The organism is Parabacteroides massiliensis, assembly GCF_900155425.1.
GTDB classification, from domain to species: Bacteria; Bacteroidota; Bacteroidia; order Bacteroidales; family Tannerellaceae; genus Parabacteroides; species Parabacteroides massiliensis.
In genome coordinates this window covers 300,208-320,289 of record NZ_LT700190.1, presented here as the reverse complement: position 1 = coordinate 320,289, position 20,082 = coordinate 300,208, and the positions used below count along the sequence as shown (strand labels likewise).

Annotated in this window: 16 protein-coding genes and 1 pseudogene; 6 read left to right on the top strand and 11 right to left on the bottom strand. The window is 46.9% G+C overall.

Annotated elements, in window-relative coordinates:
- Positions 1-112 precede the first annotated feature (112 nt).
- Both BQ9893_RS08515 and BQ9893_RS08510 read right to left on the bottom strand, forming a co-directional pair.
- Positions 113-2,323, bottom strand: a complete 2,211-nt coding sequence (locus BQ9893_RS08515) for a DUF262 domain-containing protein (RefSeq protein ID WP_075965656.1) — start codon at positions 2,321-2,323, stop codon at positions 113-115.
- A 9-nt stretch (positions 2,324-2,332) separates the two neighbouring features.
- Complete coding sequence (locus tag BQ9893_RS08510) at positions 2,333-4,066, bottom strand: DUF262 domain-containing protein (protein ID WP_075965655.1); 1,734 nt, start codon at positions 4,064-4,066, stop codon at positions 2,333-2,335.
- Positions 4,067-4,322: 256 nt separating this feature from the next.
- On the opposite strand from BQ9893_RS08510, the gene BQ9893_RS08505 reads away from it, so the two are divergent.
- Positions 4,323-5,870, top strand: coding sequence for a leucine-rich repeat domain-containing protein (locus BQ9893_RS08505; protein WP_075965654.1), 1,548 nt, complete (start codon positions 4,323-4,325; stop codon positions 5,868-5,870).
- A 117-nt stretch (positions 5,871-5,987) separates the two neighbouring features.
- Here BQ9893_RS08505 and tnpA read toward each other — a convergent pair.
- A pseudogene (gene tnpA / locus BQ9893_RS08500) lies at positions 5,988-6,395 on the bottom strand (IS200/IS605 family transposase).
- A gap of 30 nt (positions 6,396-6,425) precedes the next feature.
- Here tnpA and BQ9893_RS08490 point away from each other — a divergent pair.
- Together BQ9893_RS08490 and BQ9893_RS08485 are read left to right on the top strand one after the other, a co-directional pair.
- Positions 6,426-7,673: an RNA-guided endonuclease TnpB family protein gene (locus BQ9893_RS08490; protein ID WP_081415413.1), complete on the top strand. Its 1,248-nt coding sequence runs from the start codon at positions 6,426-6,428 to the stop codon at positions 7,671-7,673.
- A 51-nt stretch (positions 7,674-7,724) separates the two neighbouring features.
- Positions 7,725-8,213 (top strand): LemA family protein, encoded by a 489-nt coding sequence (locus BQ9893_RS08485; RefSeq protein WP_075965653.1) that lies wholly within the window; start codon positions 7,725-7,727, stop codon positions 8,211-8,213.
- Between the two features lie 480 nt (positions 8,214-8,693).
- Here BQ9893_RS08485 and BQ9893_RS08480 read toward each other — a convergent pair whose 3' ends face one another.
- The 8 genes from BQ9893_RS08480 to BQ9893_RS08445 all read right to left on the bottom strand — a co-directional run bounded on the left by BQ9893_RS08480 (position 8,694) and on the right by BQ9893_RS08445 (position 17,980).
- Positions 8,694-9,392 (bottom strand): DUF2589 domain-containing protein, encoded by a 699-nt coding sequence (locus tag BQ9893_RS08480; RefSeq protein ID WP_075965652.1) that lies wholly within the window; start codon positions 9,390-9,392, stop codon positions 8,694-8,696.
- Positions 9,393-9,413: 21 nt separating this feature from the next.
- Complete coding sequence (locus BQ9893_RS22070) at positions 9,414-9,704, bottom strand: DUF2589 domain-containing protein (RefSeq protein ID WP_229075489.1); 291 nt, start codon at positions 9,702-9,704, stop codon at positions 9,414-9,416.
- A gap of 434 nt (positions 9,705-10,138) precedes the next feature.
- Complete coding sequence (locus tag BQ9893_RS08470) at positions 10,139-11,848, bottom strand: fimbrillin family protein (protein WP_075965651.1); 1,710 nt, start codon at positions 11,846-11,848, stop codon at positions 10,139-10,141.
- A 22-nt stretch (positions 11,849-11,870) separates the two neighbouring features.
- Positions 11,871-13,436, bottom strand: coding sequence for a fimbrillin family protein (locus BQ9893_RS08465; protein WP_075965650.1), 1,566 nt, complete (start codon positions 13,434-13,436; stop codon positions 11,871-11,873).
- A 22-nt stretch (positions 13,437-13,458) separates the two neighbouring features.
- Positions 13,459-15,033 carry a fimbrillin family protein gene (locus BQ9893_RS08460; RefSeq protein ID WP_075965649.1) on the bottom strand — a complete coding sequence of 525 codons (1,575 nt, stop codon included), beginning with the start codon at positions 15,031-15,033 and terminating at the stop codon, positions 13,459-13,461.
- A 34-nt stretch (positions 15,034-15,067) separates the two neighbouring features.
- Positions 15,068-15,955, bottom strand: a complete 888-nt coding sequence (locus BQ9893_RS08455) for a fimbrillin family protein (RefSeq protein WP_075966086.1) — start codon at positions 15,953-15,955, stop codon at positions 15,068-15,070.
- Between the two features lie 20 nt (positions 15,956-15,975).
- The gene (locus BQ9893_RS08450; protein WP_075965648.1) at positions 15,976-16,863 is read right to left on the bottom strand and encodes a FimB/Mfa2 family fimbrial subunit; all 888 of its coding nucleotides are present in this window, start codon (positions 16,861-16,863) and stop codon (positions 15,976-15,978) included.
- Positions 16,864-16,879: 16 nt separating this feature from the next.
- The gene (locus BQ9893_RS08445; RefSeq protein ID WP_075965647.1) at positions 16,880-17,980 is read right to left on the bottom strand and encodes a DUF3575 domain-containing protein; all 1,101 of its coding nucleotides are present in this window, start codon (positions 17,978-17,980) and stop codon (positions 16,880-16,882) included.
- Positions 17,981-18,527: 547 nt separating this feature from the next.
- Between BQ9893_RS08445 and BQ9893_RS08435 the strand changes: the two genes are divergently transcribed.
- The 3 genes from BQ9893_RS08435 to BQ9893_RS08425 are packed head-to-tail and all read left to right on the top strand — an operon-like array spanning position 18,528 to position 20,003.
- Entirely contained in the window at positions 18,528-18,734 is a 207-nt protein-coding gene (locus tag BQ9893_RS08435) for a helix-turn-helix transcriptional regulator (protein WP_005785650.1), read from the top strand.
- Positions 18,731-19,069, top strand: a complete 339-nt coding sequence (locus BQ9893_RS08430) for a HipA N-terminal domain-containing protein (protein ID WP_005785652.1) — start codon at positions 18,731-18,733, stop codon at positions 19,067-19,069. The genes BQ9893_RS08435 and BQ9893_RS08430 overlap by 4 nt, the downstream gene beginning before the upstream one ends.
- A complete protein-coding gene (locus BQ9893_RS08425; protein WP_172681601.1) occupies positions 19,062-20,003 on the top strand; it encodes a HipA domain-containing protein in 942 nt (313 codons plus the stop codon). The genes BQ9893_RS08430 and BQ9893_RS08425 overlap by 8 nt, the downstream gene beginning before the upstream one ends.
- Positions 20,004-20,082 lie beyond the last annotated feature (79 nt).

Genomic DNA, 20,082 nt, shown 5'->3' with positions numbered 1-20,082 from the left:
AATAAATATTTTTAGCAGTTAAATATCTTCTGCACCCACAATCGGATATTTCATTTTCCTATAATGGGGCAGGAGAGGCCGGTTGGTTTAAGCTTTGTATAGTCTATCCCTGCTATAGGGTGGCTTCAATCGCTTTTGTGATGTCAATATACTTGTGCTTCGCCTCTATGGGGTCGGTCAGGTAAGGGAATGACCAAATTCCTTTTTCTTGAATGAATCCTTGTTCTTTCAGTATAGTTGTATCCAGCGACTTTTTGGCCGGTTCCCTATCCAAATGGGCTATTATCCTGTATCCGTTCCAATCGATTCTCATATCCAGTGTAAGATTGTACTTGATGCTTTGGGTGTAGAAATAAGTAACATTCCCATCACGATCGGGCCAAACATTTAGTCCAGTCCAATTATCTGAGTTAATTGTATTCTTTCTAAACACTTCGCATTTATGGAAGATAATGTAGTTTCCGCTTCCTGTTTTTTTCTCCATCAGCTCTATAACTTCTTGGGGAAGTATTCTGATATTTTGCTTTTGAGCAAAATTCAGATACGAAATATCATTAATCAAAGGAAAATAAGGGGATGTTGGGTCCTTGTACTTCTCAATAATCGTATCTAGGTTTCCTTCATCGAGCAACTTGACGATGTGCTCTCCTTGCCGCTCGAAAAGTTGGCTCCATTCTTCGTCTGTACACAAGGTACGGTTGGAATTGGTTCTGGCTGCCGGGTAGCCAGACGTTTTATTTGCAAGAAGAGCCTGACGTACTCTGTTTTGGTTGTCACAGTCAATCCACCATTCTTTTATCTTTCCATATAGGTATCGTAACCTGTCAAGAGAATCTTCGCTCCAGCTGACAAGTGTGGCTATTCGCCCCTTATAGATTGGAAAACTTTCGGCTTTGGCAAACAGTTCTTCTATTTCCATACGTAATTCTGGGGTGGGGGAGTTGCGCTGTATGAATATCATTTTTTGCCGTTCTTCTTCCACATTGAAGTCCTGATTTCCCAACAGCGATAGGACATCCCTACACTCTGTTTCCCTTATGAGCCGGTAAGCCCTGAACGCCGGAACTCTTAAAGACTCTTTCTGAGATGAACGGTTGGTATCTCTGTATCTGCTCATATTACTGAACAGATGATATATTCGCTGGATCTCCTGTTCGGTAGCATCGGGATATTTCCTGCAATACTCCATGGATGGGAGTAAGGCATACAGATCTTTTTGAGTATAGTGTTTTCTTGATTCCGGATATCGTATATTAGGAGTGGTAAGCCTTTTGTAGTTGAGTTCATAGAGCCGTTTATAGGAATAGAACCATTCCCAAATTCTTTCCATTGGTATGGTCAACGGGAAATCATCGTTTTCTGTTTCCATATGTTTATGCCACCCTTCTTCAGTATCGTTCTCAAGGATGCGGACGCAATGGAAGAAGGCAAGCATGCCTTCGGTGGATGTGTCAGAGTCGTTTCTGTGACGCTTCTGCCAGAACCAGGTTTCCATCGTTTCCCAATCTTCAGCGGTGGTATGAATGATTGCTTGACCGTTCTCTGTCTGTTCTTCTCTTGTATAGCTCTCATTCTCCTTGATGATCAGCGGTTTTAGATTCTGGTTCGCTGTCAGCGGCTCGCCGGTAGTGTTTATGACCACAAATGTCTCTTCTCCGTTTAGTCTGTTGTTCATGTCGTAGAACAAGAACTTCAAACGCTCAATCAAGAAATCTCCAAAACTGTAGATGTCCGGTTTTTCATTGTCATCATTGGAAGCTAACTTTGCCTCGATGGTCTCAATGGCGCATTTAATGCTTATAATGGTGGGGTCGTTGTTGTATGAGTTCAGGAACCAGGGCTGTTTGTCCAGGTCTGATAAAGACAGGTTGCTGTTTAGGAAATAATATATCGTCAGGTCGCTTAGGAAATAGAGCGAGCTTTCCCGGATGCCGTATAGCAAATGGGGCTCTTTGTCATCTTCCTCCAACTCAAAATTGGAAATAAGGATATCTTTGTACCGGTCATCACCGGCTTTTCTGTTCAAAACACCGAGGATCAAGAACAGGGTGGTGAGTCTTTGCTGTCCATCACATAACTGGAGATGGTTGGGTGTCAGTTCCTTGTCATAATAACCGTATATGAGTCCCATGGTAATGTCCCTGGACCGGTCTAATTTCAACAAACTGTCCATAAATGAACTTACCAGTGTTTCGGTTGAATTGGAAGGAATATGATCACCCCAACAATAGTCGCGCTGCAAATCCGGGACTATAATCTTATCATTTTCGCCACAGAATATTTCCTTTAATGAATGCGGCTTTCCACTCTCTAATTGTGCCATACTACTATCTTAGTTTTTTAATTCCGGATATTCTTTTTTGAACTCTTCTATTTCTTTTTTCTTTCTCATAGGAATCTGCTCTTTGTTCCATGATGAATCACCATCTTTCCATTTGGTGTCGGAGAATGCCATTGTCGTATGGATAAGATGCCTGCTTTTGAATGCGTCATCGTCTTGATCCGTGAAGAAATACTTATTCTTTGTATCAAAATCTGCGTCATTGAACTTGGAGTTGTCCCGCCTGTATAACAATAGAAGGTTCCCGATGCAATGTTCTGATCCGGAGTATTCCTGTCCTTCTGACTTCCATTTCATCTCTTCGCGCCATAATTTGATCTCTTTTTCTTTTTGTGTGTCAAGTCTGTTGTCTCCCCAGTCAAGAGCGATTCCTTCTTCACTCCTATGTCCTATTTTGGATTTTGGATAGACGTGTTCCAGCGAACGGTCACGCTCTATCTCAAAATTGAATTTCCGGCTGTTGTGAAGATTGTCCTGACGGATGTTCTGACGAATAAGCCACCTGTATGCCGTTTCATAAAAATTCCGGAACAACAGATCATCACTCAGCTCATTCAGAAACCGGTCTCTGGCTTCTGTGTACTTGGATATATCATTTGAAACGATGTCCTCATGGTTCACGCCAATGATAGACCAGTCATAGTAGCGTTTCAACTCAGACCGGGTGTGACTGTGGTTCTCCCGGCTGTTTAGATTGAAATACCAGCGTAAGAATGCAAATCGTTCTTCCGAACTGTTTCGAATATACATAATGACACCTATATAATTGTAGGATATCGAGTCGTTATAGGTATCTTCTATGCTTTTCTGCAGCAAGCGCATTTTCTTGAACACGGCTTTAGCCTGTTTCATGGATTGCTCGGTGAGAATCTTTTCCCGGAACTCCCGGAAACCGACTTTGTTGTTCCCGCGTATAAGGGGTAGGAGCCATCCCAACTGTCTGCCTCCGGTCCGGAAGAATGTCTTCACACGATCGTCGTTCCACCAATACAGCCAACTGTCCCATTCACGGGCAAGCCGGCTGCGTAATGCCGAATGCTCTGCCTCATTGATGTACTCATGCTTTAAGGATGCACAGCGGAGCAACTCTGCCTTGATAAGCTCTTCATTCGTCATCTTGGCCTTGTTGCCGTTCATCATGGTGAATACAATCTTGGCCTGTTCTTCGGGTATGACAACATAGAGGAACTTGACATTCTTCAGTATATAATCTAAGAAGGACTTCTTGCCTGTATCTTTCAGCTCGCGCCCAAAGATTCTTAATGTCCTCTTAAAGAAGAATATATCTTGATAGGGTTCGTCATCATCTCTGGCAATATCGTCCAGTGACAGATTCTTCAGGTAGTCATTGGACTGACGCCGGATTTCATACCTGATTTGCAAGTATCCGTCGTATCCCAGATACTTGAGAAGCAGATAGAAGAACGTGGTCCGCTGTTGACCGTCCACGAGTACGATCTCTTTTGTATATTCAACTTCATGGACGGTAATACCTTGGAGAAATATTTCTTTGTTTTCCTGATAGGATTGGGCCAGGGTACTTATAAGGTATGTGACAGAGTCCTCCTTTTCGTTTTTCTTCCGTTGACCCCACACATAGCCTCTCTGATAATCCGGTATAACGAACTGCCCTTTATTGTCTAGGCGGTTAAGATAGTCCTGCAGCGAGATCGTGGTCTTGCTTGAACTATCCTCTGAGTGGGTATTTGGTTCTGTACTTGCCATATTATTGCTTGGTCTCAAACCTTTGGCTTGAAATATGGTGCAAGTTATGAAAATATCGGGCTTAATCCAATCTTATGGCTGGATTTATAGAGGGTTATGGTATTTTTTAGTGCCCTTCCCGTGTTTTACACGTTTGCTATACCTTATATATATAGGAATTGTATGTTTTTCTATGTTAATCAGTTATTTTTTCGTTGACAATTTTTTCTATTAACTGAAATGTTGTATTTTTGCGTCATAATCAAAACATTAACTTATGAATATGAAGTATTACTTGGCATCCGCTTTCTTCGCTTTCTCCCTTTCGGCCTTTGCTCAAAGCGGTGTCTCAGTGAAGACTGTTTCAAAGGCTGGAATATTGCATAACCAATTTCAAGGAGAATCGCTTGAGCGGATAAAGTTCCTCAAATTAAAGGGTGCGTTGAACAAGCAGGACATTAAGTTCATCAATAATGAGCTTCATGTTGCCGAACTTGATTTGTCAGAGGCTGTGTTTGACAACTCAATCGCCAAGGAAGGGCATTTCCCGAGTTATTTGTTTGAAAAGCTTCAAGGCTGCCTGGAACGAATAGTGCTTCCAGGTAATATCTCATATATTGATGACAATGCGTTTACAGACATGTTCAAACTGGAACGAATCGTCATGCGTAATAAAATATATACGGTAGGGAAGTCAGCCTTCAAGGGTTGTGGCCGTCTGGTTATAAACGGAGACGAATTTAACGAAGCTTCGTTGCTTGATGACTATGCTTTCTATGAATGTGCATCTATCCCATCTATCCAGTTAAGTGCTGCACTGAATAAATTGGGATTGAAAGTGTTCTGGGGATGTAAGTCCTTACAGAGAATAGAGATTGATCCCAAAAATGAGGAACTGTTGTTTATCCCTGAAGGGGCTTTCTTCAATTGTGAATCATTGCAGAAGATAGATATCCCGACATTGGTGAAGTCTATCGACAAGTCCGCATTTGTCGGTTGCCGGTCTTTGAATACCATCAATATGCGGACCATTATACCGCCCATGCTGGCAGATAAGGCGTTTGACGATTTCATTCATCCGCTGTCTGTTGTAGTACATGAGCGCTCACTCAAACTTTACACCCGTTCTTCTAACTGGAAGAAATTCCGTGGTTACTTGATGACAGACGCTTCCCAGAAATTGTATGAGAGAGGGAAGGAGGAAGAACGTATCCGACCTACTGTAACGCAAAAGGTGGAAGAAGAAAATCCCGGAACTGAGGCAAAACCGGATTCAACACTGCTCCTTGCACAGGACAACTTTAAAGAGGCGAAAACGGATACTGTTAAGTCCCCGACTGTGAAAGAAACACCTGTAGCAGAGCCAAAGTCAGAAAAGAAGAAAGAAGGAAAGAAAAAGGATAAAGAACCGGTGAAGGAAGCTCCTGCTCAAAAGGCAAAACCGGCGGTGGTCACCAATGAAGGTAGCCGGACTCCGGTATTGTCTGTACCTGAAAAGAAAGAAGAAAAAAAGGAAGTGACAGAGGATGCTTTTGCCAAGTTGGTTCGTGAGAATACCCGCATCGTAGAAACAAAACCGACCACCTATTATGGTTCTCCGATTATAAACTCTGCAGTCTCCGAGTTGAGTCTGTATATGAAGGACGGCATGATCCATATCGAAGCTCCTGTAAAGATAAAGCAGTTGACTATCATAGACCGTACAGGACGTACTATCTATGCGAACAGACTGTCCGAGACTCTTTACAGCACGATCGTGGAACAGTCTTCTATCAAACTGCTTCGTGCGGTTTACGAGAATGGTATTGAAACTAAACGTTATTGATAAATCAAATGGGTAATATTATGAAAGGAATTTTAGCGTGGGGCTTTTTTATAGAACTTCGCATTTGAAAACTCCTAAATCTTCAGTTTATGGGATGAAAAATGCGGGATAGCGCAGCTATCCTTGGTTTTCAATATACTTCTTGATAGTTTCCTGACTGACATTTTGGACTGATGACACAAAGTAACCATCTGCCCAAAATGTGTTTTCCCTGTAAAATATATGTCTAAGGTAATTTTCATGCTTCTTCCAAGTGGCGGTTGTTGACATTTGCTTGAGTCTTCTTACAATTTGCAGCGGAGATAGTTTTGGTTCACTGCATATCATCATGTGTATATGGTCTTTGTCCGTTTCAATGACCTCAATATCAAAATAGGACAAGTTTGATATGTTCTGCATGATTTGCTTCATGTCATATTCCACTGCTCCAATTAGTAACTTCTTTCTGTATTAGCATACCGGTATCATGTGGTACTTGATGAGAAATTTCGAGTGGTTCTTTGAAATGTATTCTTTCTGTATCATTGTTTCGTTTGAAATCGTTAGATTTGCAGTATGTTACGAGCCTACAAATATAGAATCTATCCGACAGATGAGCAAAAGGTTTTGTTTGCAAAGACTTTTGGCTGTTGTCGTTTTGTCTATAATTGGGCGTTGAATCTGAAAATCACGGCATACAAGGAGCGTAAGGAAACGCTTGGCAACGTATATCTGACCAATCTGATGAAGAGTGAGCTGAAAGCGGAGCATGAATGGCTTTCGGAAGTAAACTCACAATCCTTGCAGAGCGCTTTGCGCAATCTCGATACCGCCTACACCAACTTTTTCCGTAATACCAAGGCGGTCGGCTTTCCACGCTTCAAATCCCGCAAGGATAGGCAGAGCTTCCTTTGTCCACAGCATTGCCGTGTGGATTTTGAGAAAGAAACAATCACAATCCCAAAGGCGAAAGATATTCCTGCCGTACTGCATCGTAACTTCAATGGGACGATAAAGACCGTTACCGTCAGTATGACACCTTCAGGCAAATACTTTGCGTCAGTATTGGTTGATACGGCCATTCAGGAACTCCCGGCAATCCCCGTACAGGTTGATACGGCTTTGGGTATTGACCTGGGTATCAAATCGCTCGCCGTATGTTCTGACGGACGCACGTTTGACAACCCGAAGAACCTGCAGAAAAGCCTTGGCCGCCTGAAACTGTTGCAAAAGCGGTTGAGCCGCAAACAGAAAGGTTCTTCAAACCGCAACAAGGCTCGCATTAGAGTGGCCAGATTGCAGGAATACATAGCCAACAGCCGTAAGGATAACCTTCACAAAATTACCCATGCGCTTACGCACGACAGCCAAGTGCGTACCATCTGCATGGAGGATTTGAATGTGAAAGGAATGCAGCGTAACCACCACTTGGCACAAGCCGTAGGTGATGCGTCTTTCGGGATGTTCCTCACGCTGCTTGAATACAAATGCAGCTGGTATGGGGTAAACCTCATTAAGACAGGACGCTTTGCCCCAAGCTCAAAGACCTGTGGCAAATGCGGCCATGTGTATAAAGGATTGAAATTAAACGAGCGCAGTTGGATTTGCCCCAAATGTGGTACGCACCACGACCGGGACTTCAATGCAGCTTGCAACATAAAGGAATTTGGCTTGAAAGCCCTACCCACGGAGCGTGGGAAAGTCAAGCCTGTGGACTGTCCTCTTGTGGATGACCGACCTCGTGTCCTAAAAAGCAATGGCAGGAAGAAGCAGGAAAAGAGAGGAGGTATTGGTATCTCTGAAGCCGCTAAATCTTTAGTTTAGCGGTAGTTCACCTGTTTCTTATTCTTTATATCGAAGCTTTCGGATCATGGCATGCTGAAAGAAAAGGACAACTCGGTCAGAACCGCATGGATCAATATGGACAGGCAGTACCAATACCGTAACGATATGATCTTAAATTTGGTCGATATGGTGGGAAGCGAGATTCCACAAGAAAAGGATGTTTTGCAGACTGCTTTGGCAGTTCATGACAGGGCTTCCAAGGTGCAAGCATCAATGGATAATCCTACGCCCGAAATGTTGGAGGCTTACCTGAATGTTCAGGATTCGGTACGCTACGCTTTAGGATATCTACTGTTCGAAGCAGCGAAAATTCCGGCTTTAAAAGAGGACTATGGTCTTTTCGTTTTTCAGGAGCAACTGAAAGGGTTGGAGAAACGCATTGAAGACAAGCGGAACTATTTTAATTATAGTGTGCGCAAGTATAATGATTACATATGTAGTAAGATGGTGGCATCTTGGCTAGGATGCAAAAAACGTTCGTGTTTTGACGATGATATAGAGACTCTTACCGAAGAGTAACAGAATTTTTCATGTGAATTTCTATATTCAGTTTGTGATACTGGCTATTTAGTTTTTGGTTTGATTGGTACGGATCGGTTTGATAATCGGTCCGTTTTTTTTGCTTTTGTAAAGCGATTGTTTTCATGGTTCTTAAATGATTTTAATAATTTAAGCGAATTTGTGGTTTTCTCGCCATTTTATTTTAAATTTTTGTCAGATTAACTGATTTATATGAAAGATAAACACTTATGGAAGTTTAGAAAAATTTCAGGTAACGATTTGGAGATTGTGCTAAATTCAGTATTTTACAATCTCAGACTCAAGAGACAACTCTTCAATAAACAAAGATACTAATATTCTTATATTAGGAAAAAGTTTCAAAGATATTTGAACTATTGATAGTCGCTACAGGGTTAATTCTTAAACTCGGTAATATCGGCATTTTTGTATGAATTATAAGAACGGGACTTTATCCATCCCGTTCTATATGTTTATACTCTATTTACTGCTTTCTGTATTTATAGGCTCGATACAGGAAGCCATTATATCCATCAGTTTTGACAGACCTTCGGTCTGTGGTTGCTGGCTGGCCGAAACATGTATCTGGTATTTTGCCGTTTGGTTGGTCATGCGGGTGTTCTCACGGGCGGTCGTTACTTTGCCGCTGATTTCTGCGCTTATTAACCAACTCTTCCCGGAAACTTTTGTTTCTACTTTGGCATTAATAGTGCTTTTTACATTTGAGGTATCAGTAACCTCCATCTGGAAATCTACATCCACGCGGTCTATAAGCAGAGAAGGAATAGGCACCAATCCTATAAACGGAGCCTTGACACTTTGTGGCATTGTTGTCATTACTCCATCCTGCTGTATCGGTCTTTTAATATCGAATTCCAATACACGAGCTGTTTTACCGTCGTCATCAAAAGCAATTTGCTTGTAGAAATTCCATGCTGTCGCTGCCAATTCCTGTTGTGCTTCGGCTGCTGCAATAAGTGGAGCTGCAATAAGTTCCCGCATGGGAAGCCCCTTGAATTTGTCAGTCACGTTTGAATCTGCTTTAAGAACTGGAGAAGTTTCTCTGTTTTGAGTCTCTTCCAATGCAGCGGAGATAATTTCTTTCGCCTGTCCGCTTACATTTTCATTCAAGTTTTCCGCATTTTCTTGTTGCCCTTGGTTTAATATTTCTTCTGCTATAACATTTGAATTTTAAAGTTATTAGATGTTTTTTACAAAATCGTCAATGATTCGGGAAATACTCTCCGGAGTCTCCTGAACCTTAAAATTGACGCAAACCTCCATGACATCATCCGCATCCGGTTTTATGTTGCTCATCTGCATCTGGAGATTGGCTCTGTGCGGACTGGATAACAGCAAGTTGTTTTCCGGGATCTGTGATTCCACGCTTCCGACCTTCGCCTTGAACTTTATCTGCACATTATCCATTGCAAGATAATGATGGGATATCAAGGCTATAAGTGGAATATCAATAGTCTTGTCTCCAACCATGATTTTTTTTCGATTGGAACGTATTTGCGTTATTTGCATTTGTTCCTTCAAAAAGTCTGGTCAGATTTTGTATCTGATGATTCTGCAATGTATCTTGTGCACAGTTTACGGCGTATTGCAAACCATTCATAATATCAGAGAATGAATTGGTTTGAACACTGTCCGGCTCATCGTCATTATTTTTCTTGCCTCTGTGAAAAAGTCCCATGTTTTTAATTTAATTACTTGATTTGTTGTCTTTAATGAGCACCAATCTTGACAATGTCCGGCTTACAGCTTCCATATTTACACTGGAGTCTATATTATTATTGACAATGCCTTGATGTCAAAACCTATATGGTGGATTCTCCGTGTGTTCCATCACGTCCTCCTTTCTTTATTGGGGTTATACTTCGGTTCTTTCCGTTGCGGGCGGAACTTTTTCCGCCCGACGTTTACTGCTTCCTCAAGGTGGGCAATGCTCCGGTGAGTTCGTAACGCCACTCTGAACCTGCGTTCTGCAAGGCGGTGTTCATGGCATCGACGGCTTTCTGCCAGGTAACGTCAGTGCCGTCTACCTTCGTGACTTCGGTGTCGGTGCCTACCTTATTGTAGCCGATGCCTTGTTCCTTATTATTCTTCCAGTAGCAGGCGGTCACGGTGGTGGAGTTATATCCACAAAAGCCGCCGATATACACATTGACGGTGCTACTACCTGTACTGGTTACGTTGCCCGTGGCATAGCAGGCAAGGATGCGGCTTCCTCCGTTGAATCCCACCGCACCGCCGACATCGATATTATTTATGGGGGCTATTTCTAAGGTCACGTTGCCCGTGGCATAGCAAGCGGTCATGGTGGCATTCGAATTCGTCTGACCTGCCACGCCGCCGACATCGACCGTTCCCTTCACTGTGGCCGAGGAACTGCATCCGGTGATGGAACCGCCCCATTGAGCCCCCACCACACCGCCGACGTACACCGTGCCGCTGACGCTGCCCGACACCGAGCAGTTTTCAATAGTGCCCCGACTAAATCCTACCACGCCACCGGCCTGGCTCGACCCGTGATTGCTTGTTATCTGTATGCCTTCCATCACCACGTTCTTCACCGTACCAGCTCTATTGAGATAGCCGAACAGATCCACAAATTGGTCATTTGTCGTAACGGCCAGCCCCGTGATGGTATGGCCGCCGCCGTCGAAAGTGCCTTTGTATGAGTTATCGAAGCTTGTGCCTATCGGCGTCCAGCCTTTGCCCGTCAAGTCAATGTTTTTGTCGAGGGTAATGTTAATGTCGGTCTTACCTCCGTTCACTAAATCGGCTACATGCATCAGGCCATCGGCGGATGTCACGGTGTAGCTGCCGTTGCCCTCTATGGTATATCCCGGGTCTTTTGCCGCAGTGAGGGAGACTGTGTAGGTATATTCACCGCCCGCCTGCCAGTCGGTAGCATTCTTCATCTTATAGACGAAGGTCTTGCCGTTAGTGAAGGTGCAGGTAATGAAGGCCGTGCCAGCTACCACACTTTGTGGGGCTACGAGGGCGGTGTAGGTGTTGCTACCCTTGTCATACGGGGTGATTTCGGCCGGGTTGCCGCCTTCGGTGGAGAGACCCGTCAGCCGCACAGATGCCAGCCCCTCGGTGTAGTCCGTCAGAACGATGGTTACCCGCGCCGTGCGGTGGGTGAAGCGGAGCGTGGGGCTACCATAGGTCACCGTCTGTCCGTCGGCTACGATGAGGTCGCTGCCCTCGAAGTCTTTCCGGGCACTTTGGTTGGCTTTTACCTTCACAGCAGAAGGGGTTGTCTCGCCAGCGGTGTAGGGCCACCACGCTGTGACGGTGATGTCTTTGCGGTTGGTCCAGTAGTGCGGGTCGGTGGAGGTCAGCGTGGCGCTGGCGGGGTCGGCGGTGGTGAGCGTCACGTCGTATGCCTTCACCGTGCCGTCCATCAGGACTGCCACGCTCTGCACACCCTCCCAGTCGCCGTCCACGGTGGAACGGGTATTGGCGATGGCTGTCGCAGCGGGGTTCAGCCCCGTGGCGGTAAAGACGATGGGTGTGCCTTCCGCCCCTTCCTGCAGGAAGCCCGCTTCGTCCTGCGTGCAGGCGGCAATGCCGAGCAGCAGGGCTATGGCTGCAGATGTATGGATGATTGTTCGTTTCATGATGCGTGTTGTTTAGGGTTCGTTATTGTTTCTTTTGCAATACGGGCAGACCGTCGGTGCCGAGTACCCACTGGTAGTCGCCAGCGGTGAGGGCGGTGTTCATGCCGTCGACGGCTGTCTGCCATTTCACTGTCGCGCCGTCCACCTTCGTGGCATCTACCTTTTCTCCATGATCACGGAATACTCCTTGCCCGACATTGCCTCCCCAATAACAGGAAGTTATAATTTTGTAGTTATAACGCACTATAGCTCCGGATTCATACTCTTTCAATGTGCCGTCGAACCAGCAAGCGGTGATTCTGCCATAATTTAAATCGGCTATACCACAAGTTCTACCATATGCAGAAATTTTTCCCGTCACAGAGCAGGCAATGATTTGGCCATTATTTTGCTCCACTATTCCAGCTGCTGATCCACTATTGCCATACAGATTCACATCTATGAGTTGTAAGTTCTTTATCACTCCACGTTCATTTAATAACCCAAAAAGTTCAGTAGTCGCTGCTGAAAAGTTTAATCCCGTAATGCGGTGTCCCTGCCCATTAAAGATGCCGGAGTAACCTGGCCATGTGCCTATCCGTGTCCATTCCCTACCCGTCAGGTCGATGTCGGCGGTGAGGGTGCAATTTATTGATTCATCTTTTTGTACGGCTTTGTTCCATGCCAGCAAGCCGTCGGCGTTATAGACCGTGTAACTGCCGTCGTTCTGTATAGAATAACCCAAATCCTCAGCCTCACCGCTCTCGCTGCCACCGTCAGCCCAGTCACCGATAGTGCAGCCATCTAATGTCAGGCCAGTGGCGTTCACCTTAACGGTATATTTATAGCGACTGCCTGCTGCCAACACGACGTTGTTCTGCGGCCGGAAGTAGAAAGTGCCGCTGCCGAGTTCCACCCTGATGAACGGCTTGCCTGCCACAACGGTCTGCGGAGCGGTCAGTGCCTCGTAGGTGTTGCCGCTTGCGTTGTAGGTCTTGATGGCGGTCGGGTTGCCGTTATCGGCAGACAGGCTTACGAGGCTCACCGTGGCACCGGCGACGCTCGTGAATCCCGTGCCGGGCTTCAGATCGATTGCCACGCGTGCCGTGCGGTGGGTAAATTCAAGTGTCGGGTCGTCAAATTTCACCGTCTGGTTTTCGGCAGAGATGAAGTCGCTGTTCTGAAAGTCAGCCAATTTGCTCTGGTCTTCGGCCACCTTCACGGCAGGCATCTGTGTGATGTCGGCATTATCGAAGGGCCACCATGCCGATACGGTAATCGGGTCGCGGCTGGTCCAGTAGTGCGGGTCGTTCTCGCGTGAGAGTGTGGCACTCTTGAAATCGGTAGAAGCCGTTACGGTGTATTCCTTTACCGCATCGCCCGTCTTGAGTGCCACGGAAGTGACGCCCTGCCAGTCGCCGTCCACGGTGGCACGGGTTGATGGGGCTGCCTGCGGCGTTGCCTCTACGGACAGTCCGGTGGCACGGATGACTACGGGGTATTCTCCTTCGGGCAGACGGTTATCGTCGGCAAGTTCGTCCTGCGTGCAGGCGGCAAGGCCGAGCAGCAGGGCGATGGCTGCGGATGTATGGATGGTTGCTCGTTTCATGATGCGTGTCGTTTAGGGTTCGTTATTGTCTCTTTTGTAATACGGGCAGACCGTCGGTGCCGAGTATCCACTGGTAGTCGCCAGCGGTGAGGGCGGTGTTCATGCCGTCGACGGCTGTCTGCCATTTCACGGTCGCGCCGTCCACCTTCGTGGCATCTACCGTTCCTCCTTCAATACGGAATACTCCTTGCCCGGCATTGCCTCCCCAATAACAGGAAGTTATATCAGCGTAGTTATAACGCACTATAGCTCCATTGTTAGACTCTTTCAATGTGCCGTCGAACCAGCAAGCGATGATATCGCCATAATTTGATTCGGCTATACCACAAGTTCCACCATATGATGCAGAAATTTTTCCCGTCACAGAGCAGGCAATGATTTGGCCATGATTTCGGCCCACTATTCCAGCAGTATTTCCACTACTGCCATACAGATTCACATCTATGAGTTGTAGGTTCTTTATCACTCCACGTTCACTTAAGAGTGAACCCAAAAATCCAGTATTATTCATTGCTGAAGAGTTAAATCCTGTAATGCGGTGTCCCTGCCCATTAAAGACGCCGGAGTAGAATGCAAATATGCCTGACCGTGTCCATTCCTTACCCGTCAGGTCGATGTCAGCGGCGAGGGTGCAATTTATCGATTCATCTTTTTGTGAGGCTTCGTTCCATGCCAGCAGGCCGTCGGCGTTATAGACCGTGTAGGTCTTGGTGTTGCTGTCGTAGATGTAGCCCAAATCCTCGGCTGTGCCGCTCTCGCCGCCGCCGTCAGCCCAGCTGCCGATGGTGCAACCCTCCAGCGTCAGGCCAGTGGCGTTCACCTTAACGGTATATTTATAGCGGTTGCCCGCTTCTAATACGACGTTGTTCTGTGGACGGAAGTAGAAGGTGCCGCCGCCGAGTTCCACCTTGACGAACTGCTTGCCTGCCGCAACGGTCTGCGGGGCGGTCAGTGCCTCGTAGGTGTTGCCGCTTGCGTTGTAAGTCTTGATGGCGGTCGGGTTGCCGTTATCGGCAGACAGGCTCACGAGGCTCACCGTGGCACCAGCGACGCTCGTGAATCCCGTGCCGGGCTTCAGTTCGATTGTCACGCGTGCCGTGCGGTGGGTAAATTCAAGAGTCGGGTTGTTAAATTCCACCTTCCGGTTCTCAGCAGAGATGAAATCGCTGTTTTGGAAGTCAGCCAGTTTGCTTTGGTCTTCTGCCACCTTCACGGCAGGCATCTGTGTGATGTCAGCCTTGTCGAAGGGGCACCATGCCGATACGGTAATCGGGTCGCGGCTGGTCCAGTAGTACGGGTCGTTCTCGCGTGAAAGCGTGGCACTCTTGAAATCGGTAGAAGCCGTTACGGTGTATTCCTTTACCGCATCGCCCATCTTGAGTGCCACGGAAGTGACGCCCTGCCAGTCGCCGTCCACAGAGGCACGGGTGGAAGGGGCTGCCAGCGGCGTTGCTTCTACGGACAATCCGGTGGCACGGATGACGACGGGGTATTCACCTTCGGGCAGACGGTTATCGCCAGCAAGTTCGTCCTGCGTGCAGGCGGTGAGGGCGAACAGCAGTGCGGTGGCTGCGGGGATAAATAATCTATGTCTCATAATTCTTCATTCTAATCGATTAATTATTAACATACTACAGGTCAGCACCCACATCTCCACCGTCTATATCGTTCCACTTTGCAATGGTGGCTTCGCTGACTTCAAGGACTTTGTTGCGTACCTTGACGGTATAGGTATAGTTGTTGCCCGCCAGCAGTGCGCCATCGGGCATGGTGAGTGTGGCATGATATTCCTGACCTTTGTAATTCACAACCAACGGCAGGGATGCAACTGTCTGCGGGAAGAGGATGATCGATGACGTGAGATTGCCGTCTGCCAGATTCATGGTCAGTTCTCCGGTCTGTACTCCGTTGTCTGCGGTGGCAATACCGTCGGCCGTGTTGAACGTACCGGTGAGTAACAATCCGTCCAGCGTGTAACGTTCAGGCTTGACCACGCTGAAATTCACGCCGTCGCCCGCCTCGAAGGTAAGGGTTATCTGGCTCATGCGGTGGTGGAAGGAGTTGTCTTCACCGCCTTTGGCGGTTTTGTCGGTGAAGCTTACTACCGGGTTGTTTTTGTCTCCCGTGGCTCCTGAAGCAAAGAGGAAGTCGATGGCAGGCTGGTTTTGCTGCGCCGTGGCATCGGTCGTGGCTGTGAGGATGCCTCCCGCCGCGTTGTACGGATAGTAGGCGCGGAAAGTATGGGTCTTTGCATCTTCGATATAGATAACCTTTCCTTCTGCCTCAAATTTCCCGTTTTTCAGGATGAAAGGCACGTTGCCGTACTGGGAATCGTTGCCGATGTCGGTGATGCCGATACGGTCGCCGCCAGTCCAGGTGGTTCCGCTGGCGCGGGTGGCGAGGGCGATGTCGGCGGTAAACTGGGCGGCCACTGGGTCACCGTTCAGGTTCTCGTTGTCGTTGTTGCAGGCTGCCAGTGCGAGGACGAGCGTCGCAAGTGCAAAAAATCTTGTCTTCATTATATCTGTCATTATATTAGTTACAAATCGGCATTTACATCATCACCTTTCACTTCTTCCCAGCCGTTGATTTCGGCTCCGTCCACTTCCATGCCTTCGGGAGTCTCAACCAGCGTTCCGCCGAGGGTCAGCGATGCGCCCTTTCTGGTATTGAACTCCTTGAGGACTTCCGTGAGGTCGCTTTTCAGCATCGTGGGGGTCGGGTTGCCGTCCGCATAGCGGATTTCACCCGTCAGCAGTTGTTCCGTGCCTGTCACACCCAGTAGCCGCACCGTGGCTTTCCACTTGCCAGCATCGTCACCTTCGGTTATCTTGGTGAAGGGCAGCACGACGTTCGAAGCGGCTCCGTAGGTATCAGTAGCGAAATTGAGTGTTCGGGCTGCACCCGTCAGATGGGCAACAATCTCCGTGATGCGTCCAGCGGCATCACCCGTCGGTTCGACGACAAGCGTCAGCTCGCGCACCTGCTGCTTCATTGTAGCGGTCAGCGGATAGTTCTTGTCTTTCTCGATGGTCACCTGTTCCGTATAGGTGAAGAACCATCCCGGGGCATTGTTCACAAAGGCATCCGTGCCTGCCCGGGTTCCCGTGGCTGCGGCAATGGTGGCTGTGGTGCCGTTCACCGTGATTCCTTCAGCCGGGTTCCACACCGCAAGGGTGTAGCTGCCCGGAGCAAACAGATGGTCGGGGGCATGGGTGGCGGAAGTCTCCGTACCCGTATAGTCGCCCATGGTGACCGTCCATGTGGCAGGTATGTCGATACCCTCACCGCGGGCCGACCAGTCGGCTGTTACCGCAATCTTCCCGTAGTCGGGGTGCGGCGTGTCATAAAGCGTGTCCTTCACGCAGGAAGAGAGCAGCACGGCGGCTGCCATTCCCATCATATTTATATATTGTTTTGCTTTCATATTCTATTCCTCCGTGTTAGAATAACTTCCATACCAATGTCACACCGGCATTGATGGGGCCCCACCAATCTTTTGTCTCGTTGCCGTGGCGTACACGCACGCCGTCGATGACCTCATATTTCTCATAGTCGGCATTCAGGTAGCCCAGACCGAGGTTGAAATCAAGAGCCAGTGCCTTGTTCAGCCGCAGCTGGTGGCCGGCGGTGATGCCGCCACCCATCAGGTCGCCCTGTTTGCCTGTTTCGGAGAGCTTGTAGTTGAACTGTCCGGCCTTGAACAGCGCGCCCAGATACCAGGCTTTCTTCTCACCCATATAGTAACGCACTTCCGGAGCCACTTCCCAGAGTGCATAGCGGCGGTCCTTGTCATTCCAACTCCAAGAAGTCCACGAGCCGTTTACGGCAATGCCCCACGATGGGCAGATGCGCCATTCCACGCCAAGGTCGGGTGTCAGGGTAGCCCAGCGCAGCAGGTTGGCACGCAGGGAGAGATGATAATCAGTTGTGATTTTGGTTTCCGACGGCGTGTCGGCAAGTGTATTTTGTTGAGCGGCTTTCTCGGCTTCTGCCTTTTCAGCGGCAAGTCGGGCTTCTTCCGCCTTGCGCTGCTCTTCGGTAAGTCGTTCCTGTTCGGCACGCTTCTCGGCTTCCAGTCGTTCGGCTTCCGCCTTGCGTCGTGCTTCCGCTTCCGCATCCGTCACGGCTGTTTCCTTGACCGGTACCGTCAGGCGCACAGTGACAAAGTCTCCCTCTGTCGCATGGTTGCGGGTGATAAAGTTTTCTTCCTTGATTTCCGCACGGATAATCAGTTCGGATTTCACACGGTTGGCACGGATCTTCGCCGTGGCAAGGTTCTCGGTTTCACTGCCCAGCGAGTTGCAGTAGCCGTCAACCAGCAGCGGCAGCCTGCCGTCAAGAATGTCCGTTCTGTTGCGCTCGATGCATTCCAGCAGACGGGCAAGTTCCGTGTCATTGCCATTCCAAGGCACGTAGAACATGTCCTTCTGCGGAACGAACCGGAAGGTGTAGGTCGTGTCTGCTTTCTGCTGCGCAATGACAGGAAAAGTTACCGTCATCAGCCACAGAAACAGGGTGAGAAAAGTGATTTTTCTGCTCATATAAACTTGAATTTATTATCTTTGTCGATGCAGCATATTTACATCACTGATTATCAGTGACCATTCATTTTAATCGGTACAACCTCTGTTTTGACAAATACACAGAATGTAGGGACAAATGCAAACCGTTGTATTTCATTGCTTTGCATATACGTGTTGTACCGCTTCTTTTCAGCTCTTTTATGGAATGTCCACTATCAGATACAAGGTGTTGAATGATAGGGCATTTCCGCAGGTATGTTACAGAACGCTTGTTGAATACAAAGGTAGTGGTTTTCTTGGAATTTCTGTGGTTTGCGGTGGAATTTTTATTAGTCTGGTGCAATGAAATATTTGATTCGTTGGAAAAAGTGTAGCGAAACTGAATTATTCGCTTGAAAAAGTGTAGAGTAGTGCTTGTGTACTTTAATTTGTAGTTTTGAATCTTACTATATTATACCTTATCTGATATAATAATGCTGACAATGAAATAAATTATACCCCTTGTGGTATAATGTGAGATATTTATATTAACTTTGTACCCGAAAAGGTATAAAATTAAATGCTTATGAATAATCTCTCTACTACGGTCAAGCTGTTGCGAAAGCAGTATAACCTGACGCAAGAAGAACTTTCGTTGAAGTCGGGGGTAGGATTGCGCTTTGTGCGAGACCTCGAACAGGGAAAGGAAACGCTGCGTCTTGATAAAGTGAATCAGCTCCTTGACTTTTTCAATTATGAAATGGTAGCAACTTCTAAAATTGATAATCAATGAGACAAGCCCATATATTTTACAAAGACCAATTGGCGGGGATTCTGACAGAAAACGATGCAGGATATGAGTTCTGCTATTTGCCGGAATATCTTTCTCTTGAAAAGGCAAAGGCGGTTAGCATGACATTGCCTTTGCAGGAGGAAGCATATACAAGTCCTGTGCTATTCCCATTTTTCGACGGTCTGATTCCTGAAGGATGGTTGTTGGATGTTGCATTGCGGAATACAGACATCAGTATTCTTGACCGGATGGCGTTGTTGCTGACATGCTGCAAAGATTGTATCGGAGCAGTAAGTGTTATTCCTTTGGAAGAAAAGGAGGGAAGCCATGTGTAATTGCTTATATTGTTATCGTCCGCTCTTAAAAGGGGAAAAGGATATGCATACGGCTTGCATAAAGAAGTTCTTCGGAACAACAACATTACCAGTTCTTGATTATACGACAGAGCAACTTGATCAGCTTGCTCTGCAAATCATCCAAGACCAAACATCTTTGACTGGTGTTCAGCCGAAATTATCCTTGCATTTGAATGAGCATGAGGGAAGCAAACGATTGACTATTGTCGGGCTATGGGGCGGTTATATCTGTAAGCCTCAGACCTCGCAATATGAAATGATGCCTGAGGTCGAGGACTTAACCATGCACCTTGCAGAGGTGGCTCGTATTGAGGTAGTTCCTCATACGCTGATGCGGATGGCAGATGATACGCTATGCTATCTTACCCGTCGAATTGACAGGACTTCTGCCGGAGAGAAGATTGCGATGGAAGATATGTGTCAACTGACCGAAAGGCAAACAGAGCATAAATACAAGAGTAGCTATGAACGTATCGGCAAGGCTGTTTTAAAATACTCGTCTTTACCTAAAATGGATGTTACCAATTTCTTTGAGTTGGTGCTTTTCTCTTGGTTGACAGGAAATAACGACATGCACTTGAAAAACTTCTCTTTGTATGAGGTGGCAGATATGATACGTTTGACCCCTGCTTACGATTTGTTAAATGCGGCTATCATCAATCCTAAAGATGACGAAGAGTTGGCATTAACCTTGAATGGTCGGAAGAAAAAGCTTCAAAGAGAAGATTTTATCAGGTCAGCAGCTACGTTGGGTATAGAGAATGTGATTGTAGAACGGCTGATAAATAAGTATATCAAACTATTGCCCAAGTTTGAGACTGTCATTCAAAGCTCTTTCCTAAGTGATGAATTAAAAGAAAAGTATGGCGAATTGTTGAAGGAACGGCTTGCGAGGCTTTCACAAAAGCTATAAAATGGTAAAAATACACAATGCTATGGATATATTAAATCTCACCCCAATAACATCATTGTTCATCCTAATTTTAATAGAA